The organism is Aquibium carbonis (genome assembly GCF_003970795.1).
GTDB lineage: Bacteria > Pseudomonadota > Alphaproteobacteria > Rhizobiales > Rhizobiaceae > Aquibium > Aquibium carbonis.
Genome location: NZ_RWKW01000013.1, coordinates 1 through 20,866 on the forward strand (window position 1 = coordinate 1; position 20,866 = coordinate 20,866).

The window sequence follows — 20,866 nt, forward strand, 5'->3', positions numbered from 1 at the left end:
AGGCGGTGTCGGAGGTGGCACTGCAAACGGCAACAACGGCCATGGCAATGATCCCGACGGAAACGATTCGTCCAACCCGGGCGCTTCCAACAACGGTGATGGGACGGACGCCGACGGCACGCCCGGCAATTCCGCCAATGCTGCCGGCCCCGGCGGCCCGGGCGGACCTGGCGGTCCCGGCGGTTCCGGTGGTCCTGGCGGACCGGGCGGCCCCGGCGGACCGGGTGGCCCCGGCGGTCCTGGCCGATAAGCTGAGGTCCAGACGACCTGTGGCCTGCCGGCGATGGCCGGCAGGCTTCTCGGATGACCTAATTCAGCCGGACTGGTTTGGACTCTTCCGTCGAACGCCCGCAAGGCCACGGCACGATCGGGGTCTTAGGGAGGCGGGCAGGCGTCGTGTCGTCCCGCATCGATCAGACCCGGCGCCCGTCCGCGCGATGGGGTCGGGAAGGCGATCGGCGGGGAAATCCACGGCACATACGGGCGCCGCGCTTTTCCCCGTCTTCCCTCAAGGGCGATCAGTCGCGGTCGGCGAACGCGTACTGGCTGCCGGCCGAAGACGGATGTCGCACGTTCCTCACCGTAGCGCATTCCGGGAGGTATCGGCTCGCATAGTCGAAATGCATCACCTTGAGCTGGCTGGTCAGTCCGCCGTTCTGCGCCAGCCACCTGCGAACCCAGGCCGGGTAGGTCTTCAACATGAAGTTCGCCGCAAGACGATTGTCTCCAGCCGATGAGCCTGACGGCAGGTGAAAGCCGAAGGCAGCGCCTCTGGAAACGCAGGCCTTCGCCTCGGGGAGCGCCAGAAACAGGGTGCATGCGGAATCACAGCGACCGGAAAAGCGGATCGCGCGGCCCGAGCGCTCCATCTTTCGCATCTTGAGCGCGTAATCGATGACGTAGCCGCCCGTGTCGTGCCCGACGGTATAGACGTTCGGGTGCCACGACGATGCGCTTGCCACGGTTGCCTTCATGGGGACGATGGCGGTTAGGAAGAGCACCGCCACTTTTATCGCCATCCTGATCATCTTTCACCCTCCGTTCGGCAGGATGATATCGGCGCTCCCTGAACGAAGTGTGGGCCTGGTCCCGACAAGTTTAAACAACGCGCCGGAATGCGCGCCTCATCGGTCGCGCAGGGGCTCAAGGCCTGTGATCGGTTGCTCCATGCGTCCGCCGCGCGGCAACGCCTCGGGTTGGTCCGCCCGGCGTGTCGGATACCGTCATGAATGTGAAAGCGGTATACGCGCCGGCCGGGTCAAGCCCGTTCTGGAAACAACGCCTTGAGACCTTCGGCCGACGCTTCGGCCACGCCGCGCTCGGTGATCAGGCCGGTCACCAGACGCGCCGGGGTGACGTCGAAGGCGGGGTTCGCGGCCGGCGTCGCGTCCGGCGAAATGCGCACCTGCACCACGTCGCCAGCGGCCGTCTTCCCCCATACCAGCGATACCTCGTCGCCGGACCGCTCCTCGATCGGGATTTCCTTCACCCCATCGCCGACGGTCCAGTCGATCGTGGGCGAGGGCAGGGCGACGTAGAACGGGATGGCATTGTCGCGCGCGGCCAGCGCCTTGAGATAGGTGCCGATCTTGTTGCAGACGTCGCCCTGGGCCGTGGTGCGGTCGGTGCCGACGATGACCATGTCGACCATGCCGTGCTGCATGAGGTGGCCGCCGGCATTGTCGACCACCAGCGTGTGCGGCACGCCGTGGCCCGCCATCTCCCATGCCGTCAGCTGTGCCCCCTGGTTGCGCGGACGCGTCTCGTCGACATAGACGTGGACGGGAATCCCTTCTTCGGCAGCCAGATAGATCGGCGCGGTCGCCGTACCGTAGTCGACGGTGGCCAGCCAGCCCGCATTGCAGTGGGTGAGGATGTTGACGGGTTCGTTCGGCTTCTTCGACGCGGCGATCTGGCGGATGAGGGTCAAGCCGTGCCGGCCGATGGCGCGGTTGAGCTCCACGTCCTCGTCGGCGATCTCGGCGGCGCGGGCATAGGCGGCGGCTGCGCGTTCCTCGATCGGAAGCGGCTTCAGCGTGCGCGCCATCTCGTCGAGCGCCCAGCGCAGGTTGATCGCGGTCGGTCGGGTCTCGTGCAGGTGGCTCCAGACATTGTCGAGCGCCGCGTCGGAGGCGTCGTCGAGCATGTGCATTGCCACGCCATAGGCCGCAGTCACGCCGATCAGGGGGGCGCCGCGCACCCACATGTCGCGGATCGCGGTGGCGATCTCGTCGACCGTCTTCAGCGTGACGACGCGGAATTCGTGCGGCAGCCAGCGCTGGTCGATGATCTCCACCGAACGGCCGTCCCCGGCCAGCCAGATGGTGCGAAAATGGCGTTCCCCGACGTTCAAGCGACCACTCCCGTTTCGATGCGCCGAGCCAGCGCGTTGACCTCGTCCATGCCGTGGATCTGGGCCCGGTTGACAGCGATATGGCGCCCGAACTTCAGGGCCCTGGCTTCGCAGGCCGCGCGCCTGCCGCGATCCTCGATCGTCTCGAAATCGGCATTGTGGGCAAGACCGAGGATACGCCGATGGATCTCGACCCCGGCGAAGCCGAGCAGATCCACCCACAATTCGTGCAGCACGTGATCCAGTGCCTGTTCGGCCCCAAGCGCGTCGCCCCGATCCTCGAACAGGCTTTTCTGGTAGAGCATGCCTGTCCGCTCGGTGCGCCACAGATGCGCGAACTCGTTGCGGAAGGTCGTCCAGCAGGTGTCGAGAACGCCCAGCAGATAGGCGCGCATGGAGTCGCGGCTGCCCCCATGCTCGTGACCGGCCTGCGAGAAATACGACATCCAGAAATTGGAGAAGAGCATGCCCACGTCGAAGGCCATCGGCCCGTAGAAGGCGAATTCCGGATCGATCACGCGGGTGTCGTCGTCGGTGACCATGATCGAGCCCGTGTGGAGATCGCCGTGCACCAGCGTCTCGGCCTTGGCGGCGAACAGGTGCTTCATGCGCTGCGCGGTGACCTTCATGTCGCGGTCGGCGCGCAGTTCGGCGACGAGCGGGTCGAGTTGCGGCGTCGTATGGGCGTTGAGTTCGGCCTCGAAATAGGGATCGGAAAAGACGAGATTCTCGGTGATGTCGCAAAGCTCGACATTGCCGGCGAAAAGGGCGAGGTCGGCCTTGCGCCCGGCGGCGCTCATCGAAAGGTCCGAGCCGCGGAACAGCGTGCGGGCCATGAACAGGCCAAGGTCGTGGCCGATGTGCGGCAACTCGCGGCCGTCGATCAGGGCGCGGCGCAGGATGACGTGCGGCGACAGAAACTCCATCACGACCAGGGCCTGCGCCTCGTCGAAATGCAGCACCGCCGGTACGCGCCCCGGATCGCGCGCAGCCTGGCGGGTGAGGGCATGGTACTCGAAGAACGATCGCTTCAACGGCAGCGGCCAGCTCTCGCCCACCAGCCGCACGTAGGGCAGCGCCTGCTTGACCACGACGCTGCCCGCTTCGCTCTCGACGATGAAGACGAGGTTCAGATTGCCGTCGCCTACCTCGCGGATGCGCCAGCCCGATGGGTCGGCGCCCAGTCGCTCCTGCATCGCCGGAAGCCGGCAGAGGCGCGGACCCAGCGTGTCGACCGTCAACGCCTCGTAGGAAGCGGCCTCCATGAATCTCCTCCCCATGGTCGGGCGCGCATCGGTTTCCATTCTCGCGCCTTTCCAAAACGCTAGAGACGCATCTGGCAATTGTCAATCATGTTGACAATTGCCGAGATGGTGCCGTAGCGTCGGTTTCCAGGGAGGAGTTCGCCGCGCATGGAGGCCACGTTCCGCATTACGGGTCTGAGGAAGGCGTTTGGGCCCATTCGGGTGCTGAACGACGTTGCGCTCGACCTGTGTTCGGGCGAAGTGACTGTTCTTATGGGAGCCAACGGCGCGGGGAAATCCACCCTCGTCAAGATCATGAGCGGCGTCCACCGGCTTGACGCGGGCGAGATGACGCTCGGTGGCGTCCGGTATCATCCCGCTTCGCCCGCGGAGGCGATCCGGGCCGGCGTCGTCACCGTTCACCAGAACATCAATGACGGCGTCGTCGCCGCGCTGGACGTTGCCGCGAACCTGACGCTCGATCGGCTGAGCGGCAAGGGCGCGCCGCTTTTCTATAATCCGCGGCGGGTTCGGCGCGAGGCGAAAGCGGTCGCGGCGCGGCTCGATCTCGACATCGACCTTGGGGCAAGCATCGCGGACCTGTCGCTCGCCGACCGGCAGATGGTGGCGATCGCGCGGGCCATGGCGCATGAGCCGAAGGTGATGATCCTCGACGAGCCGACGTCCTCGCTGTCGAGTGCGGAAGCCAACCGGCTCTTCGCCGTCATCGACCGGCTGCGCCAGCACGGGGTCGCCATCCTCTACATCACCCACCGCATGTCCGACATCCGCCGTGTCGCCGATCGCATCGTGAGCCTGCGCGACGGGTCGATCAGCGGCGTGTTCGAGACCAAGCCGCTCGACTATGAAGGTGCGGTCAACGCCATGCTCGGCCGTGCGATGCACCTGGTGGCCGTCGATGTCAAAGAGGCCACACATCCGGTGTTCGAGGCCAACGACCTTCGCTTGTCGGACCAGTCGCGTCCCTTTTCGATGGTGCTGGGCGCTGGCGAGGTCGTCGCCGTCACCGGCCTCGTCGGCGTGGGCAAGACGCTGCTCGCGGAGACGCTGTTCGGCTTGCGCCGGCCGCTGGCGGGCACGATGCGCCTGCGTGGGGAGGCGTATGCGCCGACCAGTACGGCCGAGGCGATCGAAAAAGGTGTCTTTCTCGTCGCCAAGGACAGGGCCGAGAGCGGCATCGTGGGGGATTTCAACATCTACAAGAACATCAGCCTGCCGTTCCTGGAGCGTTTTTCCCGGCTCGGCGTGTCGCGGCGCGGTGCCGAACGCGCGGTGGCACGCGAGCAGATCGACAGGCTGTCGATCGTCTGCCGCAGCGAGCGGGACGACATGTCGACACTCTCGGGCGGGAACCAGCAGAAGGTGATGGTGGCGCGCTGGATGGCGCAGCCGGCATCGCTCTTCATTCTCGACGAGCCCTTCCAGGGCGTCGACATCGCCGCAAGGCGCGACATCGCCTCGAAGCTGCGCGCCAGCGCGGCCGGGCGCACGACCCTGCTTTTCCTGACCGAGCTCGACGAGGCGCTGGAGACGGCCGATCGCATCCTCGTCATGTCCGAACACACCATCGTTGGAGAACACCGCAATGAAGGCCTCGACATGGACCGGCTGCTGGCGCAGGTCGCCGGCGAGCCGATGAGGGGCGCCGCCTGATGGCCGACACTGCCATTCGTTTCGGATTCCTGGCCTTGCTGGCCGGCTTGATCGCGTTCTTCTCGGTTTCGGCGCCGGGTTTCCTGTCTCCGCAAAGCGCTGTGTTCATCTTCCAGTCCGTGGCGATCACCGGCATCCTGGCTCTGGGCGTGACCGCGACCCTCGTCGTGGGAGGCTTCGATCTCTCGATCGGTTCGGTCGCGACGAGTTCCATGATGGCCGCCGCCTATGCGATGGTGGTGCTCGAGCAGAATGCCCTCGTGGCGGTGCTGTTCTGCCTGGCGATCGGCGCGCTGGTGGGCCTCGTCAACGGCATCATCATCGTCTACATGCGCGTGCCCGATCTCCTGGCGACGCTCGGCATGATGTTCCTGCTGGTCGGCCTCCAGCGCATTCCCACCGAGGGACGTTCGATCGCCGCTGGCATGACCATGCCCGACGGGTCGACCGCCGCCGGCACCTTCTCCCCAGCCTTCCTGGCGCTCGGCCGACACCGCTTCGACTTCTTCCTGCCGAACCTGTTGCCGGTGTCCGTCGTGGTTCTGCTGGTGCTGGCGCTGCTGATCTGGTTCTTCCTCGAATACACCCGTTTCGGCCGGATGATGTATGCGGTCGGGTCCAACGAGAGGGCGGCCGAACTCGCCGGAGCGCCGGTCAAGGCATACAAGATCTGGGCCTATGTGATCTCCGGAATTTTCGCCTCGATCGGCGGGATTTTGCTGGCCGCCCGGCTTGGACGCGGCGACATCGCATCGGGTAACAATCTCCTCCTGGATGCGGTCGCGGCGGCGCTGATCGGCTTTGCCGTGCTCGGCGCGGCCAAGCCGAATGCCTTTGGCACGGCGATCGGGGCGTTGTTCGTGGGGGTGCTCCTGCAGGGGCTCACCATGATGAACGCGCCCTACTACACCCAGGATTTCGTCAAGGGCGCGGTGCTCGTCGTCGCGCTCGTCTTCACCTTCGCGCTCTCCAACCGGAGCAGGCGCTAGGACGTTACGTGCAGCAAAACAGTCAGTGGAGGATAACCCGATGAGCATCACACGCAGAACCTTCTCCCGGCTCGGCCTCGCCGCCGCCGCCGGCCTTTTCGCCGCGCCCGCGCTGGCGCAGGACATGCCGGCGCCCTTCGACAATCCGGGCGAGGTCAAGATCGCACTGGTTCGCTACCTGTCGACCGGCGACTTCTTCCAGGCCTATCTTTCGGGCGTGGAGGCACAGGCCAAGGCGCTCGGCGTCGACCTGCGCGTTCTCGACAGCCGTCAGGACGCGGCTCTCCAGGCCGACATGGTCGATCAGGCGATCGCGCTCGGCGTCGACGGCATCATCATCCAGCACGGGCTGACTGAGTCGATGAAGGAAGCCGCGCAGCGCGCCGTGGACGCGGGCATCAAGGTCGTCGCCTTCGACGTCAATGTCGAAAACCCGGCCATCCCGCAGATCGAGCAGTCCGATCGCGACCTGGCACGCTTGGCCCTTGAGCAGGCGGTGGCGGATAATGGCGAAGCCTGGAAGGCCGGCTATGTCTACGTTGCCGGCATCGCGCCGCTCGACCGCCGCGACGAGACCTGGCGCGAGTTCAAGGCGAAGTATCCCGGCATCAACGAAGTGGCCATGTTCGGCACGCTCGACAATCCGATCGCCAACTCGGTGGCCAACCAGGCGCGCTCGGTCGTGACTGCCAATCCCGACATCCAGGTGATGTTTGCCCCCTATGACGAGTTCGCCAAGGGCGTGAAGATCGCGGTCGACGAAGCCGGCCTGTCGGACTCCATCAAGATCTATTCCGCCGACATCTCGACCGCCGACATCGCCGCCATGCGCGAACCGGGCAGCGCCTGGGTCGCTACCGCTGCGACCAACCCGGCGGTCGTCGGCCAGGTCTCGGTGCGCGCGCTCGCCATGCTTTTGGCCGGCGAGGAGCCGGGCGCCAGCGTCATCGTGCCGCCGACCCTGATCACCCAGGCGGACCTCAATGGCCAGGACATCAAGAACATGGAAGAACTCTCGGCCAAGCTGCCGCAGTTCGCCCACGCCGACGTGGCCATGCCGGCCTGGATGCCGAACCCGAACGAATAGTCGCCGGCACTGTCGGTGGACGGGGAGGGCGGTCCGCAAGGGCCGCCCTTCGTCTTCGTGCCACCCCTGTCGATCGAATCGACGTCTCGCCCCTCGTCAGGTTCGAGACCGTCACGGCGCTGGCGCGCATCGAGACCCAAGAGCGTGGGGCTGGCATGCGGCCGAGTCGTGAGACCGTCCCGTAAGCCGGCGAGGCCGTCGACGCATTGGCTGAATGGCTGGGCGCCAACGATCGTCGACATCTCCGCCGAGAGGGGAAATGCGGCCGTCGAAGCCAGTTCGATCTACGGCAAGATCGTCGGTCATCCGGCCGCGCTGAATTTCGGTGACTGCTTCGTCTGTGGCTGCGCCAAGGTGTTCGGCGTGCCCTTGATCTGCAAGGGCGACGATTTCAGCCGTACCGACCTGGCATAGCCGCGGACGAATGGCGGGGGCGTCTGCTTGATTGCGTCCTTGCCTTGGTCGACTGACATCGGCCCCAAGCGGAATTACGCGAACGGCCCCGAGGGTTGCTACCTCAACACCGCCTGAATGTTGCCCCCGTCCACCGTCGTGACGTCACCCGTCGTCCGCTCCGCCAGCGCATGGTTGAGGAAGGCCTGCGCCACGTGCTCGGCAGTGACTTCCTGGCCGAGAAGATTGCCCGACATGTAGTCCTTCTGCGACAGGCCCCGCGCCTTCGAGCGGCTGGCGATCATCTCGTCGGTGAGCAGGCCCGAGCGGATTCGATCGGCATTGACGGCATTGGAGCGAACGCCGATCGCGCCATACTCCAGAGCGTATTGCCGCGACAGGAACAGGGTCGCGGCCTTGGGAAGCCCGTAGGCGCCGAACTTGGGACCCGGGTTGACCGCCTGCTTCGAGGTGTTGAACAGCAGGCAGCCGCCGGTGCCCTGGAGCTTGAACAGGCGCACTGCGTTTTGCGCCACCGTCTGGTGCGCGAAGAAGTTGAGCTCGAAGCTCTTGCGCAGCAGCGCGTCGTCGAGTTCGCCGATGCCGCCTTCCCAGGCTGCGCCAGCATTCGAGACGACGATGTCCACGCCGCCGAACACCTCGACCGCCCGATCGAAGGCCGCGCGCACATCCTCGGCCCGGGTGACGTCGCCGCCCACGCCGATCGCGCCGTTTCCGGCCGAAGCGGCAACCTCTCCGGCCCGCGCCTCGTCGAGATCGAACACCACCACATGGGCGCCTTCGCGGGCGAACAGCTTCGCCGTTGCGGCCCCGATGGCGCCGGCCCCGCCGGTGACCAGCATCACCTGGCCGGTGAGCGGCTTTGGCTTGTTGGCGGCGAGCTTGGCCTGTTCGAGCGACCAGTATTCGAGCTCGAACAGGTCCGACTTGGCCAGCGGGCGGAAATCGCCGATGGCGGCCGCGCCCTTCACGGCCTCCATCCACATTTCACCGACGTCCGACGCAATCCTGGCGTCCTTGAGCGTGCGGCCATGGCCGAACATGCCGAGCCCCGGAACGAGCGTCAGTCTCGGCATCGGGTCGAGCATGGTGCGCTTGACGTCGTCTCGCGCGTCGTTGGTGTCGAAATAGGTCCGATATTCGTCCGCATAGGCTGCGACATGCTCGCGGATCGTCGCCGCGTAGCTGTCCAGATCGCCCTCCGGCGCCGGCAGCACCATAGGGCCCGTCTTGATGCGGATCGACAGGTCGGGCGTCGACACGCCGGCCGCCGCCCATGTGCCGAGAGCCGCGGCGTTGACGAATTCGAGGATGGCCGGCGAGGTACGGAAGTCGCCGACCATGCGGTCGAAGCGGCCTTCTCCCAGGCTGGCCGCAACGGCCCCGCGCAGCAGCGGCGCGATCTCCGCCGGCGTCGCCAGCTTTTCCGGCAGCGTCGCCGGCACGAGCGGATCGCGGCCGCTCCCGGCAACGTAATCCTCCGCGACGGTAACCCAGTGGATCATGCGGTCATAGGCTTCCTTCGCCGTCTCGGCGAAGGTGAAGATGCCGTGCTTGTCGAGGATCAGCCCTTCGACGGACGGGTCCTTTTCATAGATTTCCGCTGCCGCCTTGGCGAGGTCGAAGCCCGGCTTGATGTAGGGGACGTAGCCCATTTTCGCGCCGAACACCTTCTCGCAGAGCGCCTTGGAGTCCTCGCCCTGGTCGACGATGGCGAGGATCGCGGTGGAGTGCGTGTGGTCGACGAACTTGTGCGGCAGGAAGGCGTGCAGCAGCGTCTCCACCGATGGGTTGGGCGAGGAAGGGTTGATCAGGTTGGCCCGCTGCAAGGCCACCATGTCCTCGTCGGAAAGGCTCTCCAAGGCACGCGCCTTTAGAAGCGCGCCGAGCTTGACCGCGGGCAGTCCCTCCGGCTCGATCACGGCCATGTCCCAGCCGCTGCCCTTGACGCACAGGACCTCCCAGCGGTCGCCGACGAGATCGGTCACCGTGGACTTGACCGAGGTGTTGCCGCCGCCATGCAATACGAGGCGTGGCTCGCCGCCGAGCAGACGCGTGGTGTAAACCCGCAGCGCCAGCTCGCGATCGACGCCCTTGCGAGCATACTGCGCCACCAGGGCTTCGGCGTCCGTGTCGTTCCAGAGGTTTTTCATCGCTCGTCCGTGTTCTTGCAGGGGAAAGGGTGGGATGCCCGGCTGAGCCGGGCGGGTTTTCAGGCCGTATCGGCCGTCTTGCGGGCCTGCGCCAGAAGCCGGCGCGCCATGTCCGCCGAGAGCACGAGATGCGTGGCGAAATCACCGGCAAGCGCTGCCTGGAGCGGTTCGAGCTTGGCGCTTTCCTGCACGACCATCATCCGCCGACGGATGCTTTTCAATGAGGCGAAATCGGCCGATATGACACGGCGGTTGTAGCCGCAGTCGAGCAGGCGGCCACTGGCATCGATCATCTGGCCGGCGATCACGCCGGCCGCTCCTTCGTCGCGCAGCGCATGGACCTCGGCCGCGGTCATAGCGCCGCATTTCACCACATGGGCGTCATCGTCGACAACGCCGACGGAAAACAGCGCCAGGTCGCAATCCGACACGCCGGCAAGCTGTTCGCGGATCACCGGCTCCTCCCGCAGCTCGCGTGCCAGGCTTTCGGTCGACAACACCAGCGGTGCATAGAAATTCAGTCCCCGGGCGTTGAGACGTCGCGCGATCTCCATCGTGCATTGGTCCGGGCGATAGGAATAGGGTGCGCCGAGATTGCCGCAAAGCTGCACCACGGTCACGTCCTGCAGGTCGGCATAGCTCATCGCGTCGGCGATGGCGTAGACGGTGCGTCCCCAAGCGATGCCGATCTTCTGGCCGCTGGAAACGAGCGACAGGAACACGCTCGCGGCCACGATAGGGATTTCAGACGTCGATTCCAGCGCGGCGGGATTGTCCTGAACGACCCAGACACTGTCGAGACCGAAGGCATCTTCCATCTTGCGGGCGAGCACGTCGGCGGCAAAGAGCTGCGTCGAGGTGGAGATGGTGACGATCCCGGTCTCGCGCGCCTTGCGCAGATACATGGCAACCGATGCGCGCGAAATGTCGAGACGCCGGGCGACCTCGTCCTGGCGCAGGCCGTGCGTGTAATAGAGCCACGCCGCCTTGTGTATGATCAGGTCGCCTGGGCGGATCGCCATGGCTCGTCACCTCCCGCTTAGACATTATTCAAGCGTGGTGACAAAAGTCAACTCAGCCCTGATCATGTCGGATGGAGGAGCGGGATCATGCTGGTCACGGCGCGCCTGAGACGTGCCGCTGGCGTGCGTCAGCGCCTTCCCCGTTTCGTGTTCCGGTCGGCAAGGGTCGCGCGACGACATCGAGGCATGTGCGCCGCTTGCCGGCGGCCTGGCCGATCAAGTCGGGGACGGCCGGTGCCGCCCCCGTTGCCGCGGTCAGCGGTCCTTCGCAGCTCCCACGTCCGGCCGGTCCCAGCTCGCCACGCTGCGTGGCCGGTCGAGCTGAAGCGTCGAGGCAGGCGGGTTCGCGGATGGATGGACGTGGCGAAAGCCGAGCCAGTTGTTGGGTCGGGCGCGGAGGTAGGGCGGTGGGTAAGGGATGTCCGCTCCGAGTTCGGCCGCCGCGTGAAGCGCCCAGCGTGGATTGTCGAGCATGGGCCGCGCCAGCGCGACAAAGTCGGCCGCACCCGACGACACGATCTCCTCGGCCTGCCGTGCCTCCACGATCATGCCCACAGCCATGGCGGCGAGGCCAGTCTGGTCCTTGATCGCCCTGGCGAACGGCACCTGGTGGCCGGGCGTCGCCGGCGGGATCGCAATGCCGGGCCTGACATTGCCGGACGACATCACGACGTAGTCGAGCCCCTCCGCCTCCAGCGCGCGCGCGAGATCGACGGCGTCGTCGAGCGTCGAGCCCTCCGGCGTCCAGTCGGTCGAGTTCATCCGGAAGCCGAGTGCCCGGTCGCTGGGCCATGACGCGCGGACGGCCCTGACGATCTCGACGGCGAAGCGGTTGCGGTTTTCGGCCGAGCCGCCCCAGCGGTCGGTACGCCGGTTGGTGATCGGCGACAGGAAGTTGTGGATCAGGTAGCCATGCGCGCCGTGGAGCTCCGGCAGGTCGAAACCCGCCCGGGCGGCCCGGCGGGCGCTGTCGGCGAAAGCGTCGATGATGCGCTGGATTCCGGCTTCGTCGAGTTCGTCCGGCACCTGCCAGCCCTCGTCATAGGCAATCGGCGAGGGCGCGACCGGCGTCCAGGCGCCTTCCTCGGCGGGCAGCGGCTCGCCGCGCCAGCGCTCGGGAATGGTGCGGGTCGCAGCCTTTCGACCGCAATGGGTGAGCTGGAGGCCGATTTTTGCCGGAGACAGTTTGCGCAATGCCGCGACGAGGCGGGTGAGCGCGGCTTCCTGGGCATCGTCGTAGAGACCAAGGCAGCCATGCGTGCCGCGCCCGACCGCTTCGACGGCCGTCGCCTCGAGGATGACGAGGCCCGCACCCGACATCATCAGGCCGCCGAGGTGGACGAGGTGCCAGTCCTGCGCGACGCCGTCGACGGCGCTGTACTGGCACATCGGCGACACCACCACCCGATTGTCGAGTGCGAGGCCGCCGAGACGGCCTTCGCTGAACAGGACGCTCATCTGGTTCCTCCCTCCGGATGCGACATTCCTCTCCACCACGTCGTCGGTCATAACGCAAACCAGCCGGTCCCTCTGCCGCCAGTATCACAAGTGTGAAACGTTGCTGCGCATCCGCGTGTCGAATTGACTTGGCTGGTCGTGCCGACGATCTTGCCGCCGCGTCGGTGGAGGCCGGCTCGACACCAGGGAGGAATGCCCATGCTGGGCTTGATGCAGGACAGGCAACTGTTGATCTCGTCATTGATCGAGCATGCCGCCCGCTATCATCCGGACGTCGAGATCGTCAGCCGCACCTGCGAGGGACCGATCGTTCGGACGACCTGGGCCGAGGTCCGTTCGCGGGCGGCAAGGCTCTCCAAGGCATTGCTTCGGATGGGCATCAAGCCGGGTGACAGGGTGGCGACGCTGGCCTGGAACACCCACCGGCACCTCGAACTCTATTTCGCCGTGTCCGGCATCGGCGCGGTGCTGCACACGGTCAACCCACGGCTGTTCCCAGAGCAGATCGACTACATCCTGAATCACGCCGAGAGCCGTGTGCTGTTCTTCGACGTGACCTTCGGCGCGCTCGCGAAGGACCTGCGCGCCAAGCTCGGCAAGGTCGAGCGCTTCGTTGCGATGACCGATGCCGCGCATCTGACCGACGACCTGATCGGCTGCGAGGCCTATGAGGATCTGGTGGCGACCGAGGACGACGTCTTCGAGTGGCCGCAGTTCGACGAAAGGACGGCCTCGTCGCTCTGCTACACGTCCGGGACGACCGGCAATCCCAAGGGCGTGCTCTATTCCCACCGCTCCACCGTGCTGCACTCCTTCACCGCCTGCGCGGCTGACGGGCTGCGCCTGTCGAGCGCCGACAGCGTTCTGCTCGCGGTGCCGCTGTTCCACGTCAATGCCTGGGGTATTCCCTATGCCGCCGCCATGTGCGGCGCCAAGCTCGTCCTGCCAGGCCCGCAACTCGACGGGCGCAGCCTGTTCGACATCGCTGTGGCCGAGGCCTGCAATTTCTCGCTCGGCGTACCCACCGTCTGGCTCGGATTCTTCAAGCATGTCGACGACACGCCGGGCATCGATCTTTCGCAGCTGCAGCTCGAACGCGTGGTGATCGGCGGTTCCGCCGCGCCGCGTGCCATCATCGAGCGCTTCCAGCGTGACTTCGGCGTCTTCGTCATCCACGCCTGGGGCATGAGCGAGACGAGCCCGCTCGCTACCATCGGCAACCTCCTGCCGAAGCACCGTACGGCATCTCCCGACGACAAGATCGCTGTCCAGACGAAGCAGGGCCGCGCGATCTATGGCGTGGAACTGCGCATCCGCGGCGAGGACGGCGATGCGCTCGCGCATGACGGCGCGGTCGCCGGCGATCTGCTCGTGCGCGGTCCCTGGGTCGCGTCGGGCTATTTCCGGGGCGAGGGGGGAGACGTCCTCGACGCGGAAGGGTGGTTTGCGACGGGCGACGTCGCCAAGATCGACGCGGATGGTTACGTTCAGCTGACCGACCGCTCGAAGGACGTGATCAAGTCGGGCGGGGAGTGGATCTCGTCGATCGACCTGGAAAACGCCGCCATGGCCCATCCCGGGGTCGCGGAAGCCGCCGTCATCGGCGTCCATCATCCGAAGTGGCAGGAACGACCCCTAATGATCGTGGTGCCCAAGGCCGGTCCGGCGCCGACCCGGGAGGAACTCCTTGACTTCCTGGCCGGTCGTGTCGCGAAATGGTGGCTTCCCGACGATATCGCCTTCGTCGACACCCTGCCGCACACGGCGACGGGCAAGCTGCAAAAAACGAAGCTGCGCGAGCAGTTTCGCGATCATCGGCTGCCGAGCTAGGGCGCAGGTGATCTCACGACTTCACATTCATGAAACGACGCTGCAGCATATTGTTTCATTTGTACGCCGGACAAGCTTCGCATAGCGTGATTGTCAGACGGTGAAGGCTGCATCGGGGAGGAAAGATGCCGCAATCCATATTCGACGATTCCGAAGGCATGCTCGCCATGCTGCGCGACAGCGTCGCCACGCTTGCGTCGCGCCAGCCGGGCGCAGCGTCGGTTCGGCAGAAGCGCGCGGCCGGCGCGGACATGGACAAGGTCCTGTGGACCGCGATGGCGCAGGCCGGATGGACCGGTATTCTCATTCCCGAGGACCTGGGCGGCGCAGGCCTTTCGCTGACCGAGCAGGCCGTGGTCAGCGAAGCGCTCGGCCGAGCGCTGATCAGCGAACCGGTCGCCACCGGGGCCGTCTTCGCCTCGATCCTTCTGGCCAGGGCGGACGCATCGGTCGAGCGCGGCCGTCTCGTCGCGGGTCTCGTCGATGGTAGCCTGATCTTGGCGCCGGCCTGGAAGGATGGCATCGGCCGCAGCGTCTCGGCGCGTGCCGCCGATGGCGGATACATGCTGTCGGGGGAGAAGCGTCACGTCGACCTTGCAGTCTCGGCGACGGACTTCCTCGTGGTCGCCGCGCTGGACGGAGGTTTCGGCCTGTTCTCCGTGCCTGCCAAGGGCGTGGGTCTAAGCGTGGAGACCGCCCACGGCGTGGATGGCGCCGCAATCGGCACCGTCCGGTTCGACCAGTGCTGGCTGCCGCAGGCTGCTCTCCTCGCCAGGGCGTCGAGCGAGGCGGAACTGCTCGATGCGGCGATCACCAGCGCCCGTGTCGCGCTCGCGGCGGAGCTCGCCGGCATCGCCTCGCGGGCCGTCGAGATCACGATCGACTACACCAAAGCGCGCGTGCAGTTCGGCAAGCCGATCGCGAGTTTCCAGGTCGTCCAGCATCGCCTCGTCGACATGTGGTCGGACGCCGAGTTCGCCTGCGCGGCGGTCGTCAACGCAGTCGAAACCCTGGCGGACGGAGACGCGCAGGCCGGTCGCATGGCCGTGCTGGCCGCCAAGGCGCGCGCGGGCGACGCGGCCGTTTCGATCTGCCGCCGCGCGGTGCATCTGCACGGCGCCATGGGCTTCACCGATGAATGCGACATCGGGCTCTATCTCAAGCGCGCGATCAGCCTGAACGCGACGCTCGGCCAGCCCGAGGATCTGCGGCTCGAATTCGTCAATCTGGAACGTGCGGCCTGAGGCCGGGAGGACAAAGTGCGCAACAATCTCATCAAGGTGACCATCGAGGACCGCATCGCGGTCGTGAAGATGGACAACGCACCGGTCAATGCCTATTCGCGCGACTTCTCCGACGAGATGATCGAGGTGTTCGACGAACTGAACGACACCCCGGAGGTTCGCTGCATCGTCATTACTGGCCGCGAGAAAATCTTTTCGGCCGGCGCCGACATCAAGAACCGCCAGGCCATCGGCGACATCAAGGGCGAGACCTATCGCCATCTGCGTCGCACCCGCGAGGTCTCGAACTGCATCATGGAGTGCGGCAAGGCCGTCATCGCCGCCGTCAACGGGCCGGCGCTCGGGGCCGGCATGGGGCCGATCATCGCCGCCGACATCATCCTGGCCTCCGACAATGCCGTTTTCGGTCTGCCGGAAATCGACATCGGCCTCATGGGCGGTGCGCGCCACACGATGTCCCTGTTTCCCAAGTCGCTCGCCCGCCGGATGATCCTCACCGGATACCGCGTGCCGGCCGAGGAGGCCTATCGCCGCGGCATCATCGAGGCCTGCGTGCCACTGGAAAACCTGATGGACGAGGCCATGAAGATGGCACGCATCATCGCGTCGAAGAGCCCCAAGGCGCTCAGCCTCGCCAAGCGCGCGATCAACACGGTCGAGAACATGCCGCTGCGCGACGGCTACCGCTTCGAGCAGAACCTGACGGTCGAGATGACGCGCCACGAGGATTCCAAGGAAGCCATGCGCGCCTTCATCGAGAAGCGCCCGGCGGTGTTCAAGGACGAGATCTGATGACGTCCGCGACCGATTGGAACGCCTTGGCCGACGAGGCCTTCCGCGAGGCCTTCCGCGATCTCGTCGAGCGCAGGCTGCCGTCCGAGCTGCGCTTCATACGCAAGCAGCGGCCGCTCTTCGACGAGGTTTCGGTGTGGTACCATGCGCTGGCCGAGGAAGGCTGGCTCGCGCCGGTCTGGCCGGTCGAGCATGGGGGCATGGGGCTGACGCCGGCCAAGCACATGATCTATGTGGAGGAGTGGGGGCGGCTCGGCTGCCCGCGCATCCCGGACCATGGCCTCGGCCTCATCGGGCCGCTGCTCCTGGAGCACGGCACCGACGAGCAGAAGGCCTACTACCTTCCGCGCATCCTCACCGGCGAGCATGTCTGGTGCCAGGGCTATTCCGAGCCGAATTCCGGCTCCGACCTGGCCAGCCTGCGCACGGCGGCCGTGCGCGACGGAGACGCGTTCGTCGTCAACGGCCAGAAAATCTGGACCACGCTGGCGCACTGCGCGAACTGGATCTTCGCGCTGGTTCGCACCAGCCGCGACGAGAAGGTGCGCCAGAAGGGCATCACCGTTCTGCTGATCGACATGACGACGCCGGGCGTTCGGGTTCGTCCCATCGCCAATCTCCGGGGCGAAACCGATTTCTGCGAGGTGTTCTTCGACGACGTGCGCGTACCGGTCGCCAACGTGGTCGGGCAGATCGACCAGGGCTGGGATGTGGCCAAGTCGGTGCTCGGCCACGAGCGCATCTTCCTCGGCGCGACGACCCGCCCCGAGATCGCCATCGAACGGCTGGAAAAGCTCGCCCGGGCACGGGGCGCCTTCGAAGACCCGGCTTTCCGCTCGCGCTACGCCAGGCACAGGCTCGACCTCTATGATCTCGGCTCTGCCTTCGAGCGATTCGCGAAAGTGTTGCGCGACGGCGGCGAACTGGGCGCGGACGTCTCGATGCTGAAGATCTTCACCACCGAACTCTACCAGCGCATCACCGAGGAGACCCTGACATTGGCAGGGGAGGATGCGCGCTACTTCGATGACATCGAAGCCGGTAATGATCAGGTCGATGCGATGAACCTGTTTCTGGATTCGCGCGCACCGGCCATCTTCGGCGGATCGAACGAGATACAGAAGAACATCCTGGCGAAGGCGGTCCTGCGGCTGCCGAGCTGAATTGACGGCCGCGGCGAGCTCCGCGGATCGAGGGAGGAGAACATGGCCAGCATGGAAGCCGCCGTTCCGGCGGGCGCGGTCGCGTCGGCGATCGACCAGGATTATGCGCTGGTCGGCGAAGGCCTGACCAAGGTCTTCGGCGGCTTTGCCGCCGTGAAGGACGTGAATCTCGCCGTTCGGCGAGGCTCGATCCACGCGCTGATCGGGCCGAACGGCGCCGGCAAGACGACGTGCTTCAACCTGCTCACCAAGACGCTGTCGCCGACGAAGGGCAGGATTCTGCTCAATGGCGTGGACATTTCCAGGCTGCGGACCGCGGAGGTGGCGCGTCGCGGCCTTGTCCGCTCGTTCCAGATCTCGGCCATCTTCCCAAACCTGACCGTTCTCGAAAACGTCCGCGTCGCGCTGCAGGCGTCCTACGGCACCGGTTATCACTTCTGGCGGTCACTGCGGGCGGTCGCGCCGCTCAACCGGCGCGCCGAGGAACTGCTGGAACAGGTCGGCATCGTCGAGAGCCGCGGCACCACGGCGGCCGAACTGTCCTACGGCAAGAAGCGCGCTTTGGAGATCGCCACCACGCTGGCGCTCGAACCGGAGGTGATGCTGCTGGACGAACCAACGGCCGGCATGGGCCATGAGGACGTCGAGCCGATCACCGAACTGATCCGGAAGGTCGCCGTGGGACGCACGGTCCTGCTCGTCGAGCACAATCTGTCGGTGGTTTCGAACCTGTGCGACCGCATCACCGTGCTCCAGCACGGCGAAGTGTTGGCAGAGGGGACCTACGAACAGGTGTCCAACGACGAGCGGGTCGTCGAGGCCTACATGGGAGGCGTGGATGAATAGCCTTGCACAACCGGCGGTGCCGGCCGCCAGCGCGACCGGCGCGCCGCTCCTCGAGGTGAAGGACCTCAGCGCCTGGTACGCCGAATCGCGCGTCCTGCACGGCATCGGCTTCGAGCTTCGCGAAGGCGAACTCTTGACTCTCATCGGCCGCAATGGCGCCGGCAAGACCACGACCCTGCGGTCGATCGTCGGCCTGATGCAGAAGCGCACGGGCTCGATCCGTTTCGACGGCGCGGAGACGATCGCCCGCCGCCCGTTCCAGATCGCCCGCATGGGCATCGGCTACTGCCCGGAGGAGCGCGGCATCTTCGCTTCGCTCTCGGTGAAGGAGAACCTGTTCCTCCCGCCCGTCCTGCGCCCGGGCGGCCTGACGGACGAGCAACTCTACGAGACGTTTCCGAACCTCAAGGCGCGCGCCAACAGCCCCGGGACCAAGCTGTCGGGCGGCGAGCAGCAGATGCTGGCGATCGCCCGCATCCTGCGCACCGGTGCAAAGCTTCTCCTGCTCGACGAGCCGAGCGAGGGACTGGCGCCGGTCGTCGTCAAGGAAATCGGCGAGATCATCAAGAGGCTGAAGACGCAAGGCTTCACCATCATCCTGGTCGAGCAGAACCTGCGCTTCGCGAGGCTCGTCGCAGACCGCCACGTGGTGGTGGAGAACGGCGCGGTCGTCGACACGCTGACCAACGAAGAACTCGCCGCCGACATGGGCCGCGTCAAATCCTACCTGGGGGTGTGAGCCGATGTTCGACGGCATCTCGACGCAACTGCTGATGGGGCAGATCCTGATCGGGCTGATCAACGGCTCGTTCTACGCCATGCTCTCGATGGGGCTCGTCATCATCTTCGGCATGATGCACATCATCAATTTCACCCATGGCGCACAGTACATGCTGGGCGCTTTCGTGGCCTGGCTCCTGCTCAACCATCTCGGCATCGGCTACTGGCCGGCCCTGGTGATCGCGCCGGTGGTCGTGGCGATCTCGGGAATGTTCCTGGAAAGGGTGCTGCTTAGACCCTTGGCGGGGCTCGACCATCTCTACAGCCTGCTGGCCACATACGCGGTCGCGCTGATCGTCGAGGGGCTCGTTCGCTATCAGTACGGCTCGACCGGCCTGCCGTATCAGAACCCCATCCCCGGCGGGGTGAATCTGGGCTTCATGTTCATGCCCTACTACCGCCTCTGGGTCGTGGCCTTTTCAGTGTTCACCTGTCTCGGCACCTGGATCCTCATCGAACACACCAAGCTCGGCTCCTACCTGCGCGCGGCCAACGAGAAGCCGCAGCTCGTCCAGACATTCGGCATCAACGTGCCGAAGATGATGACGCTGACCTACGGGTTCGGCGTCGGCCTCGCCGGCCTTTGCGGCGTTCTCGCGGCACCGATCTACCAGGTGTCTCCGTCGATGGGATCGAGCCTGATGATCGTCGTCTTCGCAGTCGTGGTGATCGGCGGCATGGGGTCTATCATCGGCGCGGTTGCCACCGGCTACATGCTCGGCGTCGTGGAAGGGCTGACCAAGGTCTTCTATCCGGAAGCCGCCAGCGTGGTGATCTTCCTGTTCATGACGGTCGCGCTCTATCTGCGCCCGGCCGGCATCTTCAGCGGCAAGGAGCAGAACTGATGATCCGACTTCTCCTTATTGCCGTCGCGGTCGCGCTGCTGGCCATCGCGCCCTTCCACTTCTACTCCGTCACGCTGATGACGATCATGTGCTTCGTCATCTTCGCCTGCTCGTTCAACCTGCTTCTCGGCTATTCGGGCCTGCTGTGCTTCGGCCACGCCATGTTCTTCGGCGGCGCGGCCTATGTGACGGGCTACATCCTGAAGTCGACGCCGATCTCCATCGAACTGGCGATCCTGGCCGGCGGCGTCTTCAGCGGATTGCTCGGCCTCCTCATCGGCCTGCTCACCATCCGCCGCCAGGGCATCCAGTTCGCGATGATCACGCTCGCCTTTTCGCAGTTCCTCTACTTCATCTTCCTCCAGTCGTCGTTCACCGGCGGCGAGGACGGCATGCAGGCGATCCCGCGCAACGCCCTGTTCGGCCTGTTCGACGTCAGCCAGAACCTGACCTACTACTATGTCGTGCTGGCCTTCACGCTCGTCAGCGTCTTCGTCTACTACCGCGTCGTCCACTCGCCCTATGGCGAGATCCTGAAGGCGGTTCGCGACAACCAGCCGCGCGTGGAGTCGCTCGGCTTCGATCCGGAGCGGATCAAGCTGCTCGCCTTCGTCATCTCCGCCGCCATGGCGGGCGTGGCCGGCGGCATGAAGGCGACCGTCTACCAGTTCGCGACCCTGACCGACGCCTCCTGGCCGATCTCGGCCGAGGTCATCCTGATGACGCTGCTCGGCGGGCTCGGGACGCTGCTGGGACCGATCTTCGGCGCCGGCATCATCATCTGGCTCAACGACTACCTGGCCGGTTTCGGCGAGTGGGCGCTGATCAGCCAGGGCGTGATCCTGCTGATCGTCATCGTGTTCTTCCGGCGCGGCTTCGTCGGCGAACTCTCGGCGCTGGCCACCTACATCGCCAACCGTCGCAAGCCGGATCCGAAAGCCGCCGCGAGCAACCCGGCCGGCGCCCAGTGAT

At 65.9% G+C, this 20,866-nt stretch carries 18 protein-coding genes; 12 read left to right on the forward strand and 6 right to left on the reverse strand.

Annotation, left to right across the window (positions count from 1 at the left end):
- Window positions 1-518 precede the first annotated feature (518 nt).
- The 3 genes from EJC49_RS04275 to mtnK form a co-directional block, all read right to left on the reverse strand.
- Window positions 519-1,028 carry a hypothetical protein gene (locus tag EJC49_RS04275; protein WP_245453256.1) on the reverse strand — a complete coding sequence of 170 codons (510 nt, stop codon included), beginning with the start codon at window positions 1,026-1,028 and terminating at the stop codon, window positions 519-521.
- A 230-nt stretch (window positions 1,029-1,258) separates the two neighbouring features.
- On the reverse strand, window positions 1,259-2,353 hold the full coding sequence (gene mtnA / locus EJC49_RS04280) for an S-methyl-5-thioribose-1-phosphate isomerase (RefSeq protein WP_126698229.1): 1,095 nt from the start codon (window positions 2,351-2,353) through the stop codon (window positions 1,259-1,261).
- Window positions 2,350-3,618, reverse strand: coding sequence for an S-methyl-5-thioribose kinase (gene mtnK, locus EJC49_RS04285; RefSeq protein ID WP_126698230.1), 1,269 nt, complete (start codon window positions 3,616-3,618; stop codon window positions 2,350-2,352). Before mtnK ends, mtnA begins: the two co-directional genes overlap by 4 nt.
- Window positions 3,619-3,765: 147 nt before the next feature.
- Between mtnK and EJC49_RS04290 the strand changes: the two genes are divergently transcribed.
- The 4 genes from EJC49_RS04290 to EJC49_RS04305 all read left to right on the forward strand — a co-directional run bounded on the left by EJC49_RS04290 (window position 3,766) and on the right by EJC49_RS04305 (window position 7,761).
- Window positions 3,766-5,271, forward strand: a complete 1,506-nt coding sequence (locus tag EJC49_RS04290; protein WP_126698231.1) for a sugar ABC transporter ATP-binding protein — start codon at window positions 3,766-3,768, stop codon at window positions 5,269-5,271.
- On the forward strand, window positions 5,271-6,260 hold the full coding sequence (locus tag EJC49_RS04295; protein WP_126698232.1) for an ABC transporter permease: 990 nt from the start codon (window positions 5,271-5,273) through the stop codon (window positions 6,258-6,260). Before EJC49_RS04290 ends, EJC49_RS04295 begins: the two co-directional genes overlap by 1 nt.
- A 40-nt stretch (window positions 6,261-6,300) precedes the next feature.
- A complete protein-coding gene (locus EJC49_RS04300) occupies window positions 6,301-7,347 on the forward strand; it encodes a substrate-binding domain-containing protein (RefSeq protein ID WP_126698233.1) in 1,047 nt (348 codons plus the stop codon).
- Between the two features lie 168 nt (window positions 7,348-7,515).
- On the forward strand, window positions 7,516-7,761 hold the full coding sequence (locus tag EJC49_RS04305; protein WP_126698234.1) for a type II toxin-antitoxin system VapC family toxin: 246 nt from the start codon (window positions 7,516-7,518) through the stop codon (window positions 7,759-7,761).
- 98 nt (window positions 7,762-7,859) lie between these two features.
- Here the strand turns inward: EJC49_RS04305 and EJC49_RS04310 are convergent, their stop codons facing one another.
- From EJC49_RS04310 to EJC49_RS04320, 3 genes are all read right to left on the reverse strand, one after another.
- On the reverse strand, window positions 7,860-9,914 hold the full coding sequence (locus EJC49_RS04310) for a bifunctional aldolase/short-chain dehydrogenase (protein ID WP_126698235.1): 2,055 nt from the start codon (window positions 9,912-9,914) through the stop codon (window positions 7,860-7,862).
- A gap of 59 nt (window positions 9,915-9,973) precedes the next feature.
- A complete protein-coding gene (locus EJC49_RS04315; RefSeq protein ID WP_126698236.1) occupies window positions 9,974-10,936 on the reverse strand; it encodes a sugar-binding transcriptional regulator in 963 nt (320 codons plus the stop codon).
- A 255-nt stretch (window positions 10,937-11,191) separates the two neighbouring features.
- On the reverse strand, window positions 11,192-12,394 hold the full coding sequence (locus tag EJC49_RS04320; protein WP_126698237.1) for an NADH:flavin oxidoreductase/NADH oxidase: 1,203 nt from the start codon (window positions 12,392-12,394) through the stop codon (window positions 11,192-11,194).
- A gap of 198 nt (window positions 12,395-12,592) precedes the next feature.
- Here EJC49_RS04320 and EJC49_RS04325 point away from each other — a divergent pair, with 198 nt between their 5' ends.
- The 8 genes from EJC49_RS04325 (at window position 12,593) to EJC49_RS04360 (ending at window position 20,865) form a co-directional block, all read left to right on the forward strand.
- Window positions 12,593-14,224: a long-chain-fatty-acid--CoA ligase gene (locus tag EJC49_RS04325; RefSeq protein WP_126698238.1), complete on the forward strand. Its 1,632-nt coding sequence runs from the start codon at window positions 12,593-12,595 to the stop codon at window positions 14,222-14,224.
- Window positions 14,225-14,349: 125 nt separating this feature from the next.
- A complete protein-coding gene (locus EJC49_RS04330; RefSeq protein WP_126698239.1) occupies window positions 14,350-15,468 on the forward strand; it encodes an acyl-CoA dehydrogenase family protein in 1,119 nt (372 codons plus the stop codon).
- Between the two features lie 15 nt (window positions 15,469-15,483).
- On the forward strand, window positions 15,484-16,260 hold the full coding sequence (locus EJC49_RS04335; protein WP_126698240.1) for an enoyl-CoA hydratase/isomerase family protein: 777 nt from the start codon (window positions 15,484-15,486) through the stop codon (window positions 16,258-16,260).
- Window positions 16,260-17,423 carry an acyl-CoA dehydrogenase family protein gene (locus EJC49_RS04340; protein WP_126698241.1) on the forward strand — a complete coding sequence of 388 codons (1,164 nt, stop codon included), beginning with the start codon at window positions 16,260-16,262 and terminating at the stop codon, window positions 17,421-17,423. The genes EJC49_RS04335 and EJC49_RS04340 overlap by 1 nt, the downstream gene beginning before the upstream one ends.
- Before the next feature lie 90 nt (window positions 17,424-17,513).
- Window positions 17,514-18,269 (forward strand): ABC transporter ATP-binding protein, encoded by a 756-nt coding sequence (locus EJC49_RS04345; RefSeq protein ID WP_245453258.1) that lies wholly within the window; start codon window positions 17,514-17,516, stop codon window positions 18,267-18,269.
- Window positions 18,262-19,008, forward strand: a complete 747-nt coding sequence (locus EJC49_RS04350; protein WP_126698242.1) for an ABC transporter ATP-binding protein — start codon at window positions 18,262-18,264, stop codon at window positions 19,006-19,008. Before EJC49_RS04345 ends, EJC49_RS04350 begins: the two co-directional genes overlap by 8 nt.
- Window positions 19,009-19,012: 4 nt before the next feature.
- Window positions 19,013-19,894: a branched-chain amino acid ABC transporter permease gene (locus EJC49_RS04355; protein WP_126698243.1), complete on the forward strand. Its 882-nt coding sequence runs from the start codon at window positions 19,013-19,015 to the stop codon at window positions 19,892-19,894.
- Entirely contained in the window at window positions 19,894-20,865 is a 972-nt protein-coding gene (locus EJC49_RS04360; protein ID WP_126698244.1) for a branched-chain amino acid ABC transporter permease, read from the forward strand. The genes EJC49_RS04355 and EJC49_RS04360 overlap by 1 nt, the downstream gene beginning before the upstream one ends.
- Window position 20,866 lies beyond the last annotated feature (1 nt).